The sequence below is a fragment of the uncultured Draconibacterium sp. genome, from assembly GCF_913063105.1.
Taxonomy (GTDB): domain Bacteria; phylum Bacteroidota; class Bacteroidia; order Bacteroidales; family Prolixibacteraceae; genus Draconibacterium.
On the sequence record NZ_CAJXYQ010000012.1, the window covers coordinates 19,811 to 38,770 of the forward strand.

Here is an 18,960-nt window from a genome sequence, read left to right on the forward strand (position 1 = left end):
TTATTATTCTTGTTCTTTTTTAGCAGTTTTATTGTTTTGCATTGATTTTGGCAGCTCAAACTCAAATGGATTTATAGTATTCTCTATAACTCCGTTATCGTAAGTTATCGTAAGCTGCTTTCTCATCATTAATTCAGCAATATATTCAGTTGTTGTTTCACTTTTCACATAATTCACAATTGCAACAGGGCCATCGGCCGTATAGCGTGTAAAAAGTGCAACAATGTGTTTATTATTGTTTTTTAGATGATTAGCAAGGAACGGCATAAACTGTGTATTGCGCTGGTATTTTGTAATTGGGAAAACCAATGCAGCCAATTGCTCACGCGAATACGAACTTCGGTTGTTGAACGTACGTTGAAATTTTGGAAATCCAATACTTTTTAGATATAACCCAGAGTAAACAGTATCGTTTACACTGATTTGCGATACAGTGTACAGGTCTTTACTTGAAAAACTTTCTTCGGGTGTTTTGTAAACCAAATCCGATCCTTCAATGGCATTTTTAATTGCTTCCGGGCTAACAATCGAATCGGTATAAAAACGCACTTTTACCGGATTGCCGTATACTGTTTCAAAACTATAAATACCACTTATCTCGCGGGCAAGGTTAGCCACAAAAACTACATCCAACTGATCGAAGAAGTTTTCGATGTACAGGTCAACTAGTCGAACTTCTGCTTCATTCTCTGGTATTCTAATATCAAAATGTTTGGGTTCGAATATGGCTTTCCGTACTTGTGGTGCTGTTAGTTTGGTGGTATCGTAATGAAGTACAACCGTGTGGTCGCGGATGTAAGTTTCGGCTCCCACAATGCCGGGAATATTTTTTACCTGATTAACAAAGCTGATGGAGCTTCCGTAGCATTTAACATTTTTAATGCCTGACATTTCGAAGGTAGAAGAACTTGCTATTTCTTCTTTCGAACCCCATTTCATATCAACTGTTGGGATACGAAGGTTAGTTCCAAAAATCAGCCCTATCATTATAAAGAATACGGTTATTAATATGGGAACCCATTTAAAACGCGTCGACCCATTCAATCCTATGGCATCTTCGTTATGCGGACAAATACCCATACATTCGGTACACAAGTTACAATCGGGGTGGTTCACCACTTTTTGTTGCGATACTTTTATGCCTTGTGGACAATTTTTATCGCATAATCCACAATCAATACATTTATCCTCATCGCGTGTAATCTTAAGTACCTGCAAGCCCGCTCTTTTTCTTAAACCAATTATTTCGAGAACATAGGCCAAAGCTGCTGATAAAATTAGTACGACAGTTAAACTGACTGTATGTTCGGCCTGATGGAAAAGTACGAGAATGATTACCAGCGCCACAAATACATAGAAATACTTAAAAGCATTTGAAATAGCACCAAGCGGACACAAGTACCTGCACCAAAACTGCTTGTAAAACAATGCTCCGAGAATTAAAAGTGTTATGGCAATTATGGCAAACCAGGTTGATACATCTTCGCCAAATAAACTGGCCGTTGCAAAAAACGGATCGAACTTCTTACAAAACAGATCATTGGTTTTGAGCGTAAAGTAAAAAGTAAAAAACAACAGTACATATTTTACCGACCGTAACACGATATCAACAATACCACCAGCCTCAAACTTTTTTATTTTAAAACGTTTCCCCAACTTGCCAACACCTTCCGAGAAAGTACCAACCGGACAAACGTATCCACAAAACAATTTTGAAACAACAATGGTACACAACACCAGTGCTGCTCCCATCATCACTTGCATGCCTTCCATTGAACAGGCCAATGCCCCGTTTACAAAATAAGTTGTTATGGCTTGAATTCCGCCAAACGGACAACATGCTTCAAAATCGAAAAAGGAGCTTTTAAAAAAGATTCCCCTGATCCAAAAAAATGCCAACACGGCAAACAATGTCCATTGCCCAACCTGACGTATGGTAAATTTCTTAAACATTAAAATTTATTTTTATTACAGATTAAAGATTAAAAACAGAAAAGAAAATCAGGGGGAATAATGAATCAGATTACAAAACAAGTGGTTTCAAAGTACGATTTAAAACCTTTTAATAATTGATATACAGATAGATAAGAAATACGGAAACCACGAAATTTTGGTGATGTAATTTTAAAGTAATTTCATGCAATTAACAATAATATGATACAAAACACGACAATTACATGAGGATTTGTTTGTTAAAGCACTCCAACCAAAAAGTATTTTTTAAACAATTCTGCAAAAAAAAATCCAATAAACTTTCAACTTTTCATTTAGGTTTTACGTCTAATTCAGTTCATTTATCATCTTGCGACAACTGTTTTAACCTACTTCTTGTAAGCGATATTGCTTGACCTAAATACTCCTTTGGAGCCACAGAATTACTTTTTTCTAGATATGGCAGCGCCGTTTTGTAATCCCCTTCGGCCTTTTTGATTTCCTCGGTGTATTTGTGAAAGTCAAGGCGAGTTGGCTCCGTTAAGCTTTTGTACTTCTTATTGGCTTTGTCGAAAACAGCAGAAGCCTTATTATAATACAACAGTCCTAACTGGCGGTTGGCCTTCTCATTATCCGGATGCTCTGCTAAAATATCCATCAGCACTTCAATACCCGCAGCATCTTGATTGGTATTAAGAAGAGCCACACCTTTAAAATAGAGCACAGTAACGTCATGTGGATTAAGTTCGAGTAGCTCTTCAGCAGTTTGCAAAGTTTCGGAGTATCTTTTATTATTGTAATAAAAGTACATTAGTTTTAAAGTGTATTTTTTAGCGAGTTCCGGTTTATCTTTTAATCCAACCAGAACCTTTTCTATGGTTTCCAGATCTTTATGCTTTTTAGCAAGATTTAACTGCTGCTCGATAACTGCTTGGTCAGCAAACCCATATTCAATAGCAATATTGTTGTATTTTATAATTGCTTTTTCATCCTGAAGCTCGTTTGCACACATACTGCAAATAGTGGCCGTCCATATAATTTTTAACGAATCGGTACTGCCTTGCTCAAAAGCTTTGTCATATATATATAAAGCTTTCTCTAAATTGCCTGAATTTACTTCTTCTTGTGCAGAATCACACAAGGTATTAAAAGTGTTTTGACTAAAAGTGGATAACCCAACGTAAATTAAAATACAAGTAAATACAATACGTCGGAGCTTCCTAACTATTATTAATTCCATATTAGACTGAATCATTTCACTTCAAATATATTTAAACTTTAAGAAATTGATTTCGTAGGAATGAAAATTCTATAAATTCTAGTCAGGTCTACATTTCAATCCTGAAATATATTTTATCCTATTTTATTTATAATACTTTTTTCTTGCCGTCAGGTGAATTGCTAAAAGAGAACTAAATATTAATCCATTTATGTATATTTGATTTAGAAAATTATTTGTTGAAAGAGAAGAGAGACTTTACCGAGAACAAAAATCATTGATTTCTGTAAAAAACTGATTTTAAGCGCATAAGAAAATACTAAATCGTCTTGTTCTGGGCACACAAAAAAACAAATGCAATAATCTAATAATGCGATTATTGCATTTATTGTTTTATGCAATAGTATTTGCCATTACGACGCTAATTTCTTTTTGGAAAGCATTATTAATATAGCACATAACCGGCAATAGAAAATAACTAATTGTTTTGTCTAATTCTCACATTCAATCAAAAGGAATATACCTGTTTGTGCTTTTAGCTTGTATGAAATTGTTTTTTTAGCTATCCCCAGGTATTCAGAGGTATAAACATTCAGAAGTTTTACATTTACAGAGAGTCCGAGTTCCTGCATTGCTATTTCAACATTCTTTGTTTTTATGGTATCGCGATTTAATAGTAAGACTGCCATGTTCCCATCCTTTAATTTTTTTGCCCAAACTTCTGTTTTGCCATCAACTTTAACACGTTTGCCTTGTTCAGCTGGATCTTGATTTATAGCTATTGCTAATTCATTTGTAATAATCGCTTTCTCTTCCGGAGTGATATTTCGCGGATCGTTTCCTAAAAACAGAGGCGACGACATTATACACCATAAGGCAAAATGCGATTTTTGCTCTTCGAGGCTTAGGCCGGGGTTGCCGGTTACCAACATATCCGGGTCGTTCTAATAACCTTTTCCCGCATATGGTGCAAGCGTATCATGAAAAACTGGCAAATACAACAAGAAGAAAAGGTAATATTAGTTCCATGGTAATAATTTTTACACAAAGGAACTACAAATCAGGCTTCGGGAATTTGTTAAAATTAACAGGTAATGGCATTATTTTACCCTTATTGCCCCTAACAAATACGAAAGCAGGTAGCTGTTATATACCTGTTTATGGGCTGAAAGCCCATCGAGAGATTTAAATAAAGCAACTTAAATTAATGCAAAGGAGAACGATTAATTAAACCGTCTGCTTTGGCAATAAGTATTCTATACCCTGCATTAAACCATCCAGTTCGGCTAAACCTTTTAGCCTTCCTATTAACGGATATCCGGGGTTGTGTTTGGCCTGGTAATCGTTTAACATCCGTATCCCATGGTCAGGACGCACGGGTATGCGTGTATTAACTTTGTCGTCCTTGTATCGGCGCTGTTGCTCCAAAAGAAGTTGAAATACCAGTCTGGCCATATTCTGACTGCCAACCAGGTGCCCCGATTCATAGAAGCTTCCATCTTCGAGGAGGTGTGTATTTCGTAAATGGACAAAATGGATACGTTCGCGCGTTTTTTCTATAATCTGCGACAAATCATTTTCCTTTCGGGCAGAAAGCGAACCGGCACAAAAAGTAATGCCGTTGTTGAGCGATTTATTGGCTTTAAACAGCCATTCGTAATCTTCCATCTGGCCAATTATGCGCGGTAATCCTAAAATAGGGAAAGGTGGATCGTCGGGATGAATTGCCATTTTTACACCAGCCTCTTCGGCTACCGGAATAATATCATCGAGAAATCTTTTCAGATTTTCGCGTAACTGATGCTTGTCAATGTCTTTATACCGATCAATAAATTCAAGAAATAATTTTTTAGGATCGGCAACAGAGCCATCAATTACCCCATCGATAAAACCTTGCGTTACCACAATAATATTGTAAGCCAGCTCTTCAGCTTCACTTTCCGACATGTTTTCGTAAACCTGCTTTGCCTGTTCAAGCAAATCGGCACTATAATCGTTGGATGCATTTTTACGTTTTAAAACAAATACATCAAAGGCTACAAAAGTTGGAAAATCAAAATACATCGATTCTCCGCCATTGGGTAATTTGTAATGCAAATCGGTTCGTGCCCAATCGAGTACGGGCATAAAGTTATAACAAATCGTATCTACACCACACTCGCCTAAATTTCGTACGGATTGCTGGTAATTTTTTATAAGGCGCTCGCGATCGGGCGAACAGATTTTAATCCCTTCGCTAACGGGTAAACTTTCCACAACACTCCAGCGCATGCCGTGACTTTCAATTTTGTGTTTAACCTTAAGTATTTCTTCTTTTGGCCACACCTCGCCATTGGGGATATGGTGCAAGGCGGTTATAACACCTTCAACTCCCATTTGCGCCAGTTCATTTAAACTAATGCCATCCTTCTCCCCAAACCATCGCCATGTTTTTTCTAATCCCATTTTGCTTTTTTACTAAAATTATACGCCACTAAACGAGCTAAAACCTCCGTCAACAGGCAAAATTACCCCGGTAATAAACGATGCTGCGTTTGAACATAAAAACTGCACCGCACCATTTAACTCTTTGATATCGCCAAAACGCCCCATTGGTGTACGCGCAATAACTTTTTTACTTCGTTCGGTATAGCTTCCATCCGGATTGATAAGCACATTTCGGTTTTGGTCGCCAATAAAAAATCCCGGTGCAATGGAATTTACACGTATTTTTTCGCTGAATTTTGTTGCCATTTCCATAGCCATCCATTGAGTGAAAATATTGATACCTGTTTTTGATACCGAGTAACCAAGCACACGTGAAATGGCAGAATAAGTAGCCATTGATGAAATAGTGATGATGCTTCCCTCGCCTTGTTTAGCCATAGCCTCGCCAAAAACAAGACTTGGAAAAACAGTACCATTCAAGTTCAAATCTGTCACTTTCTGAAAGTCGTCGATTTTCATATCAAAAACGGTTTGCTGCTCGCTAAGTGTTGCTCCGGGCATATTTCCTCCGGCTGCATTTATAAGGATATCAATTCGGCCCCATTTATCGAGTAACAAACGACGCGTTTCTTTTAGTGCGTCCATATCCAATACATTTGAAACAAATCCGAGTACTTCTCCACCAAGAGCTTGCAACTCTTTAACCCGGTTATCAACCTGTTCTTTTCGAATATCAAGAATAACCACTTTTACACCAGATTCTACCAAACTCTGAGCAATGCTTCCTCCCAATACACCGCCACCTCCTGTTACTACTGCTACTTTTCCTTCTAAGTCAAACATTTTATTAATTTTTTTTCAATTTTACTATCTACTTTTCCAGCTGTATTATCCATTCGCATCCAGAAACTTCAGGCTTCAAATTTCGAGCAAGCAAACCATAATCCTGAAGAAAATAGAAGTTATGCAGTCCGATAACAAGCTGATTTACAATGCGGCAAATATAGAACACTTTCACTTTTACAAACAATACCATATTTGCACGATATTGTATTTTTTTAACATTACTTTTGTGAATGGGAAGGCATGAAAATTAAAGTTACTCCTGTACAAAATTGGAGTAACTTTAACTTTAAATTTTATGTGCCAAAGCACTTTTATCCTTTCTACTCGTCTCGCCCTTCAATGGTAATTATTTTTCCATTTTCATCATATTCAAGCTCCACAACTTTCATGCTGCGTAACCAGGTTTTTCCACCCGATGGCACACTATCATGATGAAACAAATACCATTTTTCTTTAAACTCTACAATCGAATGATGAGTCGTCCAGCCAACCACAGGCGTTAAAATAACTCCCTGGTACGTAAAAGGGCCGTAAGGATTGTCGCCAATGGCATAGCACAATTTGTGCGTATTTCCGGTTGAATACGAGAAATAATATTTGCCCTTGTATTTATGCATCCACGAGGCTTCGAAGAACCGACGGTCGTGGTCTCCTGCTTTTAACTCCTCGCCATTTTCGTCGAGAATAACCAACGCTTTTGGCTCCTCACCAAACTCCAGCATATCCTCGCGAAGTTTTACAACCCTTGCAGGCAGAGCCGGTTCGTCGTCGGCCGGCTCTTGACCACTTTCAATGGCTTTGTTGTTGCGATAACGTTGCAACTGTCCGCCCCACAATCCACCGAAGTACATGTAATGACTTCCATCTTCATCCTCAAAAACACAAGGGTCAATTGAGTAGCTTCCTTTTATTGGAGCCTCTTGTGGCACAAAAGGTCCTTCGGGTTTATCGCTAATAGCAACCCCAATCCGGAAAATATCGGTTTTGTCTTTCAACGGAAAGTAAAGGTAGTACTTGCCGTTTTTACAAGCACAATCGCTGTCCCACAACTGGCGGCCTGCCCACGGAATATCCTTCACATCCAGCACATTTCCATGGTCGGTAACCTCTCCATCAATATCTTCCATTGAAAAAACATGGTAATCGCGCATATCAAAATGGTCGCCATTGTCATTTTCGGGTATTCCAGACTCCACATCGTGCGATGGGTAAATAAAAAGCTTATCGTTAAATACGTGCACTGCCGGGTCGGCAGTATATAAATAGTCTACTAAGTAGCGTTTTTTCTTCATAATAAAATGTGTTAAATACCTTATCCACAGGCGAAAACCAGTTATTGATTAACACCTGTGGTAAGATACCTGTCCTTTTTTACCGATATCTTCTATTTCTTAACCTCATCAATAATCCTGGCAACCACCGGTTTGGCCTGATATTCCCTATCAAATAACAAAGGATAATCAGTGCGACCTCTTACTGGCCAGTCGTTTTTCCACGATTGACCATCGTAAACACCCCAAAGTGTTACGCGGGTAATATCGTTTTGGTATTTGTGGAATAAACGGAAAAAATCAAGGTAGCGCTCTTCGTATTTTGTATTTACCTCGTCAGGTAATCCTTCGGTATATGGATTTAGTTTTTGCTGGTACTCAAAACTGGCCGACACCTCTGCCCCCACATTGTTATCGGGCATTGGTAATACGCTCAAATCCAACTCGGTAATCATTACTTTTACACCAAGTCCGATGTACGCTTTCAAACTGCTTTCAAAATCTTCCAGTTTTGGGTAGTCCATTCCAATGTGGGTTTGCATTCCAATTCCATCAATCCGCACACCTTCTTCCTGAAGTTTTTTAACCATGGCCACAACACCTTGTCGTTTGCCGGCTTTATGCATCGAATAATCGTTGTAATACAACTCGGCTTCGGGGTCGGCTTCGTGGGCAAACTGGAAAGCCAGTTTTATAAAATCTTCGCCAATTATCTGGTAGAATTTACTGTTTCGGTACGAGCCATCATCCAGCACAGCTTCGTTAACCACATCCCAGCCTTTTACCCGGCCTTTGTAGCGGCCAACAACGGTGTAAATATGGTTTTTCATGCGCTCAATCATCACTTCACGCGAAACATCATTTCCCTCCTCATCGGTAAAAAACCACTTTGGCACCTGCGAGTGCCAAACCAAAGTATGGCCGGTAATAAACATGTTATTTTCTTCGCCAAACGCTACAAATTTATCGGCCAGCGAAAAGGTAAACTTTCCTTCTTCCGCCTGCAGACGTTCGCTTTTCATGCAATTTTCGGCAACAATGGCGTTAAATTGTTCTTTTACCACCCGCATGGCCTCGGGGTCTTGCCCCATTAGTTGTTTGGCATTTAGGGCCGTACCAATGTAAAACTGCTCAGCAAAAGCATCTTTCAACACTATGGACTGTTCTGTTTTTGTTTCAGTTGCACACGAAAAAATTACTGCTGCAACCGCAAGTATTAAAAAGTATTTTCTTAAATTCTTCATTTTATTTTTTTTTAGTTTACATTCTTCTTATTAACAGTTCTTCCTGAATTTGAACTTCTTTCTTTTTATTTATTTCATAAAAAAACAGAAGTGCCACACCAATTAAAAACGGAATTGAAGGGTAAATACTTACCAGCATTTTGGCTCCTTGCGCCACGCTTTCAGGTTGCACAATTACCGCTTCGGCATCGGTGGCATCAACAGGTATGTACCCGTACAGGCCAAGTACCCAGGTAACAATAGCTCCACCAATGGCAAGTCCTCCTTTTAGACCAACCATCATGGCCGAAAAAATAATGGCTGTAGCCCGTCGGTTATTCTTCCACTCCGAGTAATCGGCTACATCGGCGATCATAGCCCAAAGAATAGGTGTTGTAACACCGTAAAAAAACATGTGCAAGGCCTGTGCTAAAAACATTAAGCGCACATCTTTCGGATTGTAAAAGAAAAAGGAAATAATAAACAAGGTGGCAATAAACAAGGTGGAACCAAATACATCGCGTTTTCCGAATTTGTTAGCCAGTTTACTCGACACCGCAATACCAATCATTGAGAAAATGATACCACCGGCATTAAATAAACCAAAACCTGCCGAAGCAATATCTGATTCAAAAAAGTTCAGCCCTATTGCCGAAAGCGAATCCAGAACAGGCTGAAGAGCACTTTTCAATTCGGCTTCGTCAACATAGTTATTAAAGTAATATACGTAAGAACCACCTTTCATTGCCAGTGTTACAAAAATCAGAACGGTTAGTGTTAGCATTATTATCCAGGGTTTGTTTTTAAACAAATCGCCCAGGTCTTCTTTTAAGGTTGACTTTTGTTCGGAACTCGGAACAACGCGTTCCTTTGTGGTTAAAAAAGTAATCAGCAGCAAAACGGTACCAATGATGGCCATCCATGTCATTACCGACTCAATTCCGGCTGCTTTATCGCCTTTACCCACATGTAAGATAATGGGCAGCATAAACACCTGAACAAAAAACTGCGCAAACATAACCGCCGCAAAACGATACGACGATAAACTGTTACGCTCCGACATATCGCCTGTTATCACACCACTTAATGCCGAATAAGGCAGGTTACTGGCTGCGTAGGCAAGCAGCAACAAAGCGTAGGTTGCAGCGGCATAAATCAGTTTTCCTTTGTACGAAAAATTTGGTGTTGTAAAAGCCAGTATAGCAATTACTCCCAGGGGAATAGCTGTAAATAAAATCCAGGGGCGAAATTTTCCCCAGCGCGAATTGGTTCGGTCGGCCAAAGCGCCAATTATTGGATTAAATGATACCGCAGCCACCAGGCCGGCCACCAGCATAATTACCGATGCATGGTCGTTTTTCAAGCCATAAATATCGGTATAAAAAAAGGCAAGAAAAGTTACCAGTGTTTGAAAAACAAGGTTGGCAGCCAGGTCTCCGAGGCTATAACCTATTTTTTCGAGAACCGATACTTTCTGTGATTTCGTGTTCATTTTATTTTGAATTATTGGTTTTTACTATTTTTCGGTTGTAAATGGCGAAGCGGGTAAGCCGGCCTTGTTTTTTAGGTTTGCATACTCCGGATTATCTTCCCAGCCATACCTCACCTCTTTGGGCTGAAGCACTTTATCGCTCCACACTTTTACCGTGTTTTTGCTTAACACTACTGCTTTTGCCCAAACAAAACTGCCATCATCACCGGCTATCTGAAATCCTTCGAGCAGGTTATTGGCAAACAAACCCTCTCCCACTGATGAAAAGCTTAGTACAATGGCGCCGTTTTGTATTTCCATACTTCTGTACAATGGTCCGGAGCTAACTACTTCCTGATTTCCATAAGCCACCCGTTGTGCTTCGAGCGCCAGGCGATTTGCCACTTCTTTTTTATTTAAGGGATGAATATCGTTCCACTCGCCCAAATCAAAAGCCACTGCCATTCCGGTATTGGGTAACTCCAATACACGGCGTTGTGCATCACGTACTTGGGCCCAACCGCTTTCGCCTGGTTGTTTTTTAGGAAGCCCCAAATTGGCCAACTGCACATATAAAAACGGCAATTCGGGCTGGTTCAACTGTGTTCTCCAGTCCAGTATCAAATCTTTGAAAAGGTGGGCATACTCATTGGGGCGCCCGGTGTTCGACTCGCCCTGATACCAGATAACACCTTTGACTGACTGGTTTTTTATAGGACTGATTAAAGAATTAAAAAGCCCGCCCGGACGAAACGAAAGACTTCCACTTGATTTGGGTGGATTTAGCTCGGCCCCAATGTGATAGTGCCAGTCGCCGGTAATATCGATAACTTTGTTACCAACACGCACTTCGTAGGGTTTTTCTTCCACAAAACCACCTCTTCCGCCCTGGTTAAATACGCGAACCATTATCTTGTTTGTTCCGGCCTTAAGAACACCTTCAGGAATGGTATAAATGCGCGGTGGATATTGATAAGTAATATTCCCCACGAAAGTTCCGTTTACAAAGGCCGAGTCGCTGTTAATGATACGTCCCAAGCGCAAAATCGCTTCTTCACCAGCCAGGGATTCGTCGAGTTGAAACTCCTTACAAAACCAAATTGAACCGTTGCTAATATCTACTCCTTTATCATTCCAGTAACCGGGTAAAGAAATCTGTGGCCACCTGGAAACATCAACATCGTTTTTCGACCATTTTCCTACGCCCGGGTCGTTTTTATTTACTTCGTGCCACCAATTGTAGGCTTTATCGGCATCGCTTCGTTTTTCATTTTCGGCATCGATTTCGGCTTTGCACTCCAGCCATTCGTTTAAAAATGGCCTTGCTTTTTCGTTGCTTAACCAGGCCTCGGCCGGCGAACCGCCTATTGCAGTGCTTATAATCCCAACCGGAACCTTTTCTTGTTCGTGAATTTTACTGGCAAAAAACCAGGCAACAGCCGAAAATCCCATCACATTTTCCGGGCTTGCGGGCAGCCATTTTCCATCGGGATAATCGCTTTTTGCATCTTCGGCATTTTCGCGGGTTGATGAACGAAAAAAGCGAATATCCGAATTATTTATCCGGCTTATTTCATTGGCATATAAATCGGTAACGCGACTTAACCAAAGTTCCATGTTTGACTGACCCGAGGCAAGCCATACATCGCCAACCAAAATATTGTTGAGTTCAATATCATTAATTTTCATTGAATACGGACCACCGGCAGCCATTGCGTTTAGCTCAAGCTGCCAGTTTCCGTTCCTGTCCGCCCTGGTTTTATATTGTTTATTTAAGAATTCTATTTCAACATTTTCTTCGGCATCGGCCCAGCCCCAGATACAAATGGTTTCGTTGCGCTGCAGCACCATGCCGTTGCTTACCAAACGAGGCAATTTTACTGCTGCATTTAAGGTGCCGCAAAACAACACCAACAGCAATACAACGATGCTATTTAATAGTATCCTATTGTTCTTCATTTTTTACAATTTTACTTGTTCACTTTGCGGTGGTCCAAGATAACTCGGCTTTAAACCTCCGGTATCAATTAAAATTTTCTGTAAAACAATTCCTGGTTCCAGTACCCGAATTCGTAGGCGATGCACACCTGCTTTATCGATATTGTGTGTTGTTTTTGTGGTAATAATCCTATTGGCTTGCCATGGGCCTAACTCACCGCGGTACGCTTCGTTAAAATTCACAATTTGCTCTGCATCACCATCAAACGAAATGGCATACCGTAATCCCTTGTTAGCATTAAAGTTCAGGGTTGGCGAAACAAGTACACTCACTTCAACATCTCCGGTTGACTCAAATTCCACAGCATATTCCAGGTATACCTCGTCTTTTTTATTTGGATAAGCATTTTGCGGAAAGGTTGTTATCCCCGATTCTGTTTTTCCGAGGTCGGTTATCTCTTTCCATTTAATTGTTTCGCTTGTGCCGCTTTGCTGATAGTTAGCTGCTTCTATTGACACATAACCGTCAGCCTCTTTAAACGCAAGCTTTTCAGCAGAAACCTTTTCTTCTTTCACCCGAATAACTTTGGGCATCATATTTTTTCGCGGGTTGTTCCACGATTTGTAACCGATTTTTGTCTGATCCATCATGTGGTTCCATTTTCCACCTGAAATTTGTGTATTGTAATGCACCGTTAAAAGCGAATCGCGTTTAAAACAGGCTTTCGCCTCGTTGGCCCAGTAGTTGGCTTCCGGATTATTTTCAGCTGCCAGGTGATGATTTTTGGCCACGGCATAATACATTTCATACAAATTGGCACTGGCATTTGTTGGAAACAGCACCAATTGGTCAAAAGCATCTTTGTAGGCATTGGGTATAAAATTATACAAACGTAATGCATCAAAAGCCAGGTCGCGATAATCGTTGCGCACCCGTTCGTATTCGTTGTAATTTTCGAGACTGTAGGTATTTTCGTCGAGCAACTCGGGTGTTACCCGGTGATTGTACTTGGTGTAGAGGTTTATAATTCTTGCCGCCTCTCGGGCATATTCTTCGGCAAACAATTCGGCACACCAATCAACGGTATAGTCAAATAAGTTATCGGCATTAAAAGCTTCCGGGTCCCAGGCCATATCCAGGAAAAAACTGGTCGGAAACTCCATTGGCTTCAGATCGCCCACATTTAACACCCAAATACGGTCTACCCCATGCTCCCAGGTCAGGTTCATCTGTTCCCAAATCCGCTGAATCTGGCTTACGTTAATCCATCGGTAACTTCGTGGGCCGCCAACATAATCAACATGGTAATACATTCCGTAACCACCTTTATGAACCGGGGCATCAATAGCCGGAAGTTTTCGTACGTTGCCCCAGTTATCGTCGCACAACAACAAGGTTACATCATCCGGCACCCGCATTCCTTTGTCGTAATAATCCTGCACTTCTTTGTAAAGGGCCCAAACCTGAGGTGTTTCTTCAGGGCTTTTTCCGGTAACCTGCTCAATTATTTCGCGCTGGTCGTTTACAATGCCTTCCAGCAAAGCAATGTTTGTTCCTTCTTCCATCGCTTTATCGCCATCGCCACGCATACCCACTGTTACAATGGTTTCGTAATCTTTGTTACGTTCCATTCCTTTCTCCCAAAAATCAGCAAGTACCTTTTTGTTTTTTGTATAATCCCAGGGTCCAGAACCGTATCGGCTCCATTCGGCCTGTGCACGCCCCATGGGTTCGTGGTGCGAAGTACTTATTACAACACCCAGCTTATCAGCCAAAACTCCATTCTCAGGGTCGTCGTCGAAAAAGGCTTTACCCCACATTGCCGGCCACAAAAAGTTGCCTCGCTGGCGAAGTATTAGCTCAAAAACATGGGAATAGAACCTGGAATTAAATCCATCAAAATTTTCGCGCACCCAGCCGCCAAGTGCCGGTTCTTCATCGTTTAGGAAAATTCCACGGTATTTTACCGCAGGGCTTTTTGTTATTTTTCGTTCGGGATTTACCAAAATGGTTTCCTGTGTTTTTACAGGCACATCGGCCCAGAAATACCAAGGTGAAACACCCATTTCGCGCGATAAATTCAACATGGCGTAAATGGTTCCGCGTTTATCGCTTCCGGCCAATACCAATGCTTTCTCTACCCCGGGAAAAGGATTTTCAATTACTTCGGTGAGGCTTCTTTCCCATTGTCCTTCAATTTCCGAAACATCGAGCAAACCATCAGCAACCAATTTATCAAGTAATTCGCTGTTACCGATTGTTCCTACCAGAACAATTTGCGTGTGCTCCTGGTAATCCTGTTCGTAAATTTCAGGTTGCGTGCCACACACCATTTTAACATCGTTAACAAACCATTCTGCAACCATTTTTACACCATCGAAATCGTTATTACTTATGACTACCGGTGTTGCAAAATTCTCGCTGGCAAGCACAAAATTATGCTCGTTTTTCACAAATGAAGGTATAACATTATCGCAACGCTTACCTGCAAATGCCAGGGTTACAAAAGCAGTTAATATGCCTACTCCAAATAAAATTCTCTTCCCTAAACTGATTTGATTCATGATTTGATTCTTGATTTTCTAATTTATTTTTTCAGCTGATTGGTTTTTAAGTTCTGTTTTTGGAAAAACCGGATTGTTGCTGCCCCACCAGGCTGTCCATTTTTTATAATCTACATTTGGGTATGGATGTATTTCAGCAACAGTATTAACTTCGGTATTGCCCAAAAGAAACTTTTCAATAAAGGCCTCAACTTCCGGGTATTGCTCTTCGGGCAACCTACAATGCGGATGTCCGGCTACAATTGAAAAGCCAAAGCGGTCTTTTATTCCAAAGGTTTCCCACACGCGTTGCGCTGCTCTGCATGAAACATACCCCGATTCTTCGGCCAACCATTCGTAATCCGGATTTCCTAAAACCAGAAGAGCACGCGGTGCAACCATTGCCATTAACTCATGATGGTCGTAAGGTAATTTTTCAACTGATTTTGAAAATTTAAAAAGGTTTTCGGTAAACCATAAATGGCTTGTTCGTCCTAATGTTTCAACATTGCCTAGAGTTTCGGAAACCCGCCAGGCTGCTGCACCACCACCGCCCGATTCTTGTGCAATGGTAAGGGCAATTCGCTGGTCGAAAGCTCCGCCAAAAAGTGCCATTTTTCCGGCAAACGAACAGCCTGTAATGGCCAGGTGTTGCAAATCAATTGGCACTTCGTCGGCAACCAGTTCGCGGCCGTCAATTAATCGGCTAATTCCCCACGACCACGCACTGTATGCCCCCATAAAAGTTAATTCGGGATAGAGCTTATTTATTGGCTCCTGTCCACGTTTTTGCTCCCAGGCCATTACGTCCCAAAACTGAAAAGGCACCTGCGCAATCTGGCGTTCAGAGAAAAGTTTTTCGGGCAAACTGCCTGAGCCTTTTCCAATGCCAATAACTGCCGGAAATGGCCCTTCTCCTTCGGGCAAAATAATATGTGAAACCAGTTTCAGGCTCTGCCCGTTACGGGTTATGGTAATGGTTAAGGAATCGCCGGTATAAATCGCATCAATCGAGTCAGGGCGCGATGGTTTTGGACCAATTTCGTAATATTGAATTTCTGCACCGATTTCTGCCCGTCTTCGGCTCCAGTCTGCAAATTTCTCTGATCGGCCTTGCCCGTTCGACCAGGCAAACGGGTCGGTTAAAGGCGCTACAATTTTTAAGTCTGCAGTATCCGTTGCAACCTCTTCGGGCGCAACACTTTTTGTGCATTCTACTGAATAAACCAGCGGAATTTCTTGTTTGCAGGCATTTAGCAACATTAGCGTAAACACGGCAAGCAAAAGCAGACTTAGTTTGTTATGCATTGTTTAGTTTTTTAGGTTGACATTTATTTACTAACAATTTCCAGCTGTGCCGTTTCCAAACCTTCTGATTTGGCCGTAAGAATAATTTTTCCGGGCTGGCCTTTTTGAGTTCTGACAATAGCCAGCGCCATGCCATTAAAAGCTTTCCGTTGTAACGAAGTAAAAGAAGTCATGCAGGTTTGGTCGCCATTATCGGTGGCCACTATTTCTGCAGGCCCCGAGATTTCAAAATCAATTCTATTCATTGATTTCGGAACCATTAGTCCTTCTTCATCACACACTTTTACGGTTACAAATGCCAAATCATTACCGTTGGCAGTAATTATTTCACGGTCGGCTGATGCTGTTAACTTCCTTGCTTCGCCCGTTGTTCTAATTTCTTCTTCGGCCCAAACTTTGCCGTTTTTATAAGTCACCACTTTTAAGGTTCCGGGTTGGTAAAGCACATCATCCCATCGTAAGCGGTATTCATACTCGCCTTTTTTCTTTTTACCCAACGATTTGCCATTTAAAAACAACTCGGCTTCATCGCCCGAAGTAAACACATGAACCGGTGTGATTTTACCCTCGCGCCTGGGCCAGTTCCAATGCGGAAGAATGTGCGCCATTGGGAAATCGGGGCGCCAACGTGCCTGGTACAAAAAGAAGCGGTCTTTTTTAAAGCCGGCCAAATCAATAATTCCGTTGTAGCAACTGCGTGCGTTGTAGTAAGGCGTTGGTTCGCCCAGGTAGTCGAAACCGGTCCAAACAAACTCGCCGGCAACAAACGGGTGTGTATCAAGTGCTTTAAAAACGCGGTCGGGGCTTGAGCCAAAATCCACGCAATACAGTTCGTAGGAACTTACATGGCTGAGTTCGGAGTTACCCCCTTGTCCGTCGCGGGTTGGCGAACTGATTTCGGGAGTTACAGGGAAGGTATAAAAACCACGGCTGCTAAAAACCGAAGCTGTTTCGGTACTTAAAATCACTTTATCGGGAAACTGTTTATGAAAAGCATCGTAAGACGGTGCAGTGCGAATGCGGTCGGTTCCTTCAAATTGCGGCTCCCAACGAATGCCTTCTCCCTGGTAATTTAAGCCAATTACATCGGGCACTTTGGGCAATTCCATATCGTGCTTGGCAAAATTCATGGCCACAACTGTTGGTCGCGTGGTGTCTTCTTCTTTTACAATATCGTATAAACGCTGGCCAACAGCCGCACCTTCGGCTCCGGTGTATTGTTCGCCTACTTCGTTACCAAAACTCCACATTATAATTGAGGGATGATTTCTGTCGCGACGTATAAACGAACGGGCATCAGCTTCCGACCACTCGGGAAAAATCAGGTGAAAGTCGTGAGCTGTTTTTTTCCTTTCCCACGAATCAAAAATCTCATCCATCACCAAAAAGCCCATGCTATCGGTTAATTCGAGCAATTCGGGAGCCGGTGGATTGTGTGCCATTCGAACGGCATTGCAGCCCATTTCTTTAAGTATTTCCAGTTGACGCTCGGCAGCGCGTTTGTTAAATGCAGCTCCCAAAGCACCTAAATCGTGGTGGTTATTTACTCCCTGTATTTTTATTAACTCGCCATTTACCAACACTCCCCGGTTTGGGTCAAACTCCAACGAACGAATGCCAAAGCGTGTTTCGTATTCATCAATCAGTTTTCCGTTTTTATACAGTTGAGTTATTGCCACATAAAGGTTTGGGGTTTGTGTTGGAAAAGGCCCCCAAAGTTTTGGATTATCCAGCTGAACCTCGCTAATGACTTCGGCTTTTTGACCTGCTGCAATTGAAATTTCCTGTTTTTCAAAAACCTTATTCGGTGTTGAACTTCTCACTCCCTGGGCACTTAATGCATAAACAGCTGTTTCTATTTCAACCGTTTCACCCTCTTTACAATCATTTTTAACTGTTGTTTTTAAGCGTACTGTAGCAGCTTCTTCTGAAACTTTTGGCGTGGTAATAAAAGTTCCCCACTGGGCAACATGTACTTTGTTGGTTTTTATCAACCAAACATTCCGATACAGTCCACCGCCCGGATACCAGCGAGCCGAATGATTTGGATTATCCAAACGAATAGCCAACTGATTATCGGCACCTGGCTTAAGGTATGGTGTAAGGTCGAGTTGATAGCTGTTGTAGCCATAAGGCCAGCCACCAACCAAGTGCCCGTTTAGCCAAACCATTGAGTACGACATGGCTCCATCAATCTGCAGGTAGATGGCCTTATCCAGATCTTCGGTTGCCATATTCAGTTTTCGGCGATACCAGGCTACTCCGTTACTGGGCAAACGCCCCATTCCACCGCCAACTTCCGAGTCCCAGCCTTTCTGAAAAGGACCAGCAATAGCCCAGTCGTGCGGCAGGTTTATACTTTCCCATGCACTATCGTCGAAACCACCCTGAACAAATGGGAAGTTGGCTCCGGGCTTGCCTTCCGGCCGTACATAATGATTTTTGGGGTTATTGATAAAACCGTTTGCAGTTGGTAGAATCCAGGGCTTTAATACTTCCTGGCTGGCAGACACATCAACTGCTTCAGTAGGTTTTGCGTCAGCAACCCGTAACTCCTGGTTATTTTTTAAGTCAGGACGAACATCATAAATCAACTCATCGGCCTCGCCAACGTTTTCGTACTTGTAAAACTTCCAACCTTCGTTTATGGATAGTTTTTGGCGAACTATTTGAGTTTTTTTTTCAGAACTGCATGAGAATTGAGCCAATCCGGCAAGCACAATTAAATAAATTGCTCCCAACCGGCTTATCTGAGCTTTATATGATGTAGTTGTCATTTGT

Annotated in this window: 12 protein-coding genes; all 12 read right to left on the reverse strand. The window is 41.5% G+C overall.

Features of this window, described 5'->3' with window-relative positions:
- Positions 1-3: 3 nt before the first annotated feature.
- A complete protein-coding gene (locus QZ574_RS12445) occupies positions 4-1,953 on the reverse strand; it encodes a 4Fe-4S binding protein (protein ID WP_297089923.1) in 1,950 nt (649 codons plus the stop codon).
- A 337-nt stretch (positions 1,954-2,290) separates the two neighbouring features.
- Positions 2,291-3,172, reverse strand: coding sequence for a hypothetical protein (locus tag QZ574_RS12450; protein ID WP_297089925.1), 882 nt, complete (start codon positions 3,170-3,172; stop codon positions 2,291-2,293).
- Positions 3,173-3,642: 470 nt separating this feature from the next.
- Positions 3,643-4,083, reverse strand: a complete 441-nt coding sequence (locus QZ574_RS12455; protein WP_297089927.1) for a hypothetical protein — start codon at positions 4,081-4,083, stop codon at positions 3,643-3,645.
- 295 nt (positions 4,084-4,378) lie between these two features.
- A complete protein-coding gene (gene uxuA / locus QZ574_RS12460) occupies positions 4,379-5,596 on the reverse strand; it encodes a mannonate dehydratase (protein WP_297089929.1) in 1,218 nt (405 codons plus the stop codon).
- Positions 5,597-5,614: 18 nt separating this feature from the next.
- Positions 5,615-6,421 carry an SDR family oxidoreductase gene (locus QZ574_RS12465; RefSeq protein ID WP_297089931.1) on the reverse strand — a complete coding sequence of 269 codons (807 nt, stop codon included), beginning with the start codon at positions 6,419-6,421 and terminating at the stop codon, positions 5,615-5,617.
- 323 nt (positions 6,422-6,744) lie between these two features.
- Entirely contained in the window at positions 6,745-7,716 is a 972-nt protein-coding gene (locus QZ574_RS12470; protein ID WP_297089934.1) for a glycoside hydrolase family 43 protein, read from the reverse strand.
- A gap of 92 nt (positions 7,717-7,808) precedes the next feature.
- Positions 7,809-8,939 (reverse strand): endo-1,4-beta-xylanase, encoded by a 1,131-nt coding sequence (locus tag QZ574_RS12475; RefSeq protein WP_297089937.1) that lies wholly within the window; start codon positions 8,937-8,939, stop codon positions 7,809-7,811.
- A 16-nt stretch (positions 8,940-8,955) separates the two neighbouring features.
- A complete protein-coding gene (locus QZ574_RS12480) occupies positions 8,956-10,410 on the reverse strand; it encodes a glycoside-pentoside-hexuronide (GPH):cation symporter (RefSeq protein ID WP_297089938.1) in 1,455 nt (484 codons plus the stop codon).
- Between the two features lie 24 nt (positions 10,411-10,434).
- A complete protein-coding gene (locus QZ574_RS12485; RefSeq protein ID WP_297089940.1) occupies positions 10,435-12,348 on the reverse strand; it encodes a sialate O-acetylesterase in 1,914 nt (637 codons plus the stop codon).
- 3 nt (positions 12,349-12,351) lie between these two features.
- Positions 12,352-14,892, reverse strand: coding sequence for a glycosyl hydrolase 115 family protein (locus QZ574_RS12490; RefSeq protein WP_297089942.1), 2,541 nt, complete (start codon positions 14,890-14,892; stop codon positions 12,352-12,354).
- Between the two features lie 18 nt (positions 14,893-14,910).
- Positions 14,911-16,179 (reverse strand): dockerin-like protein, encoded by a 1,269-nt coding sequence (locus QZ574_RS12495; RefSeq protein WP_297089944.1) that lies wholly within the window; start codon positions 16,177-16,179, stop codon positions 14,911-14,913.
- Positions 16,180-16,202: 23 nt separating this feature from the next.
- Positions 16,203-18,956 (reverse strand): beta-galactosidase GalB, encoded by a 2,754-nt coding sequence (gene galB / locus QZ574_RS12500; protein ID WP_297089946.1) that lies wholly within the window; start codon positions 18,954-18,956, stop codon positions 16,203-16,205.
- Between the last annotated feature and the right edge of the window lie 4 nt (positions 18,957-18,960).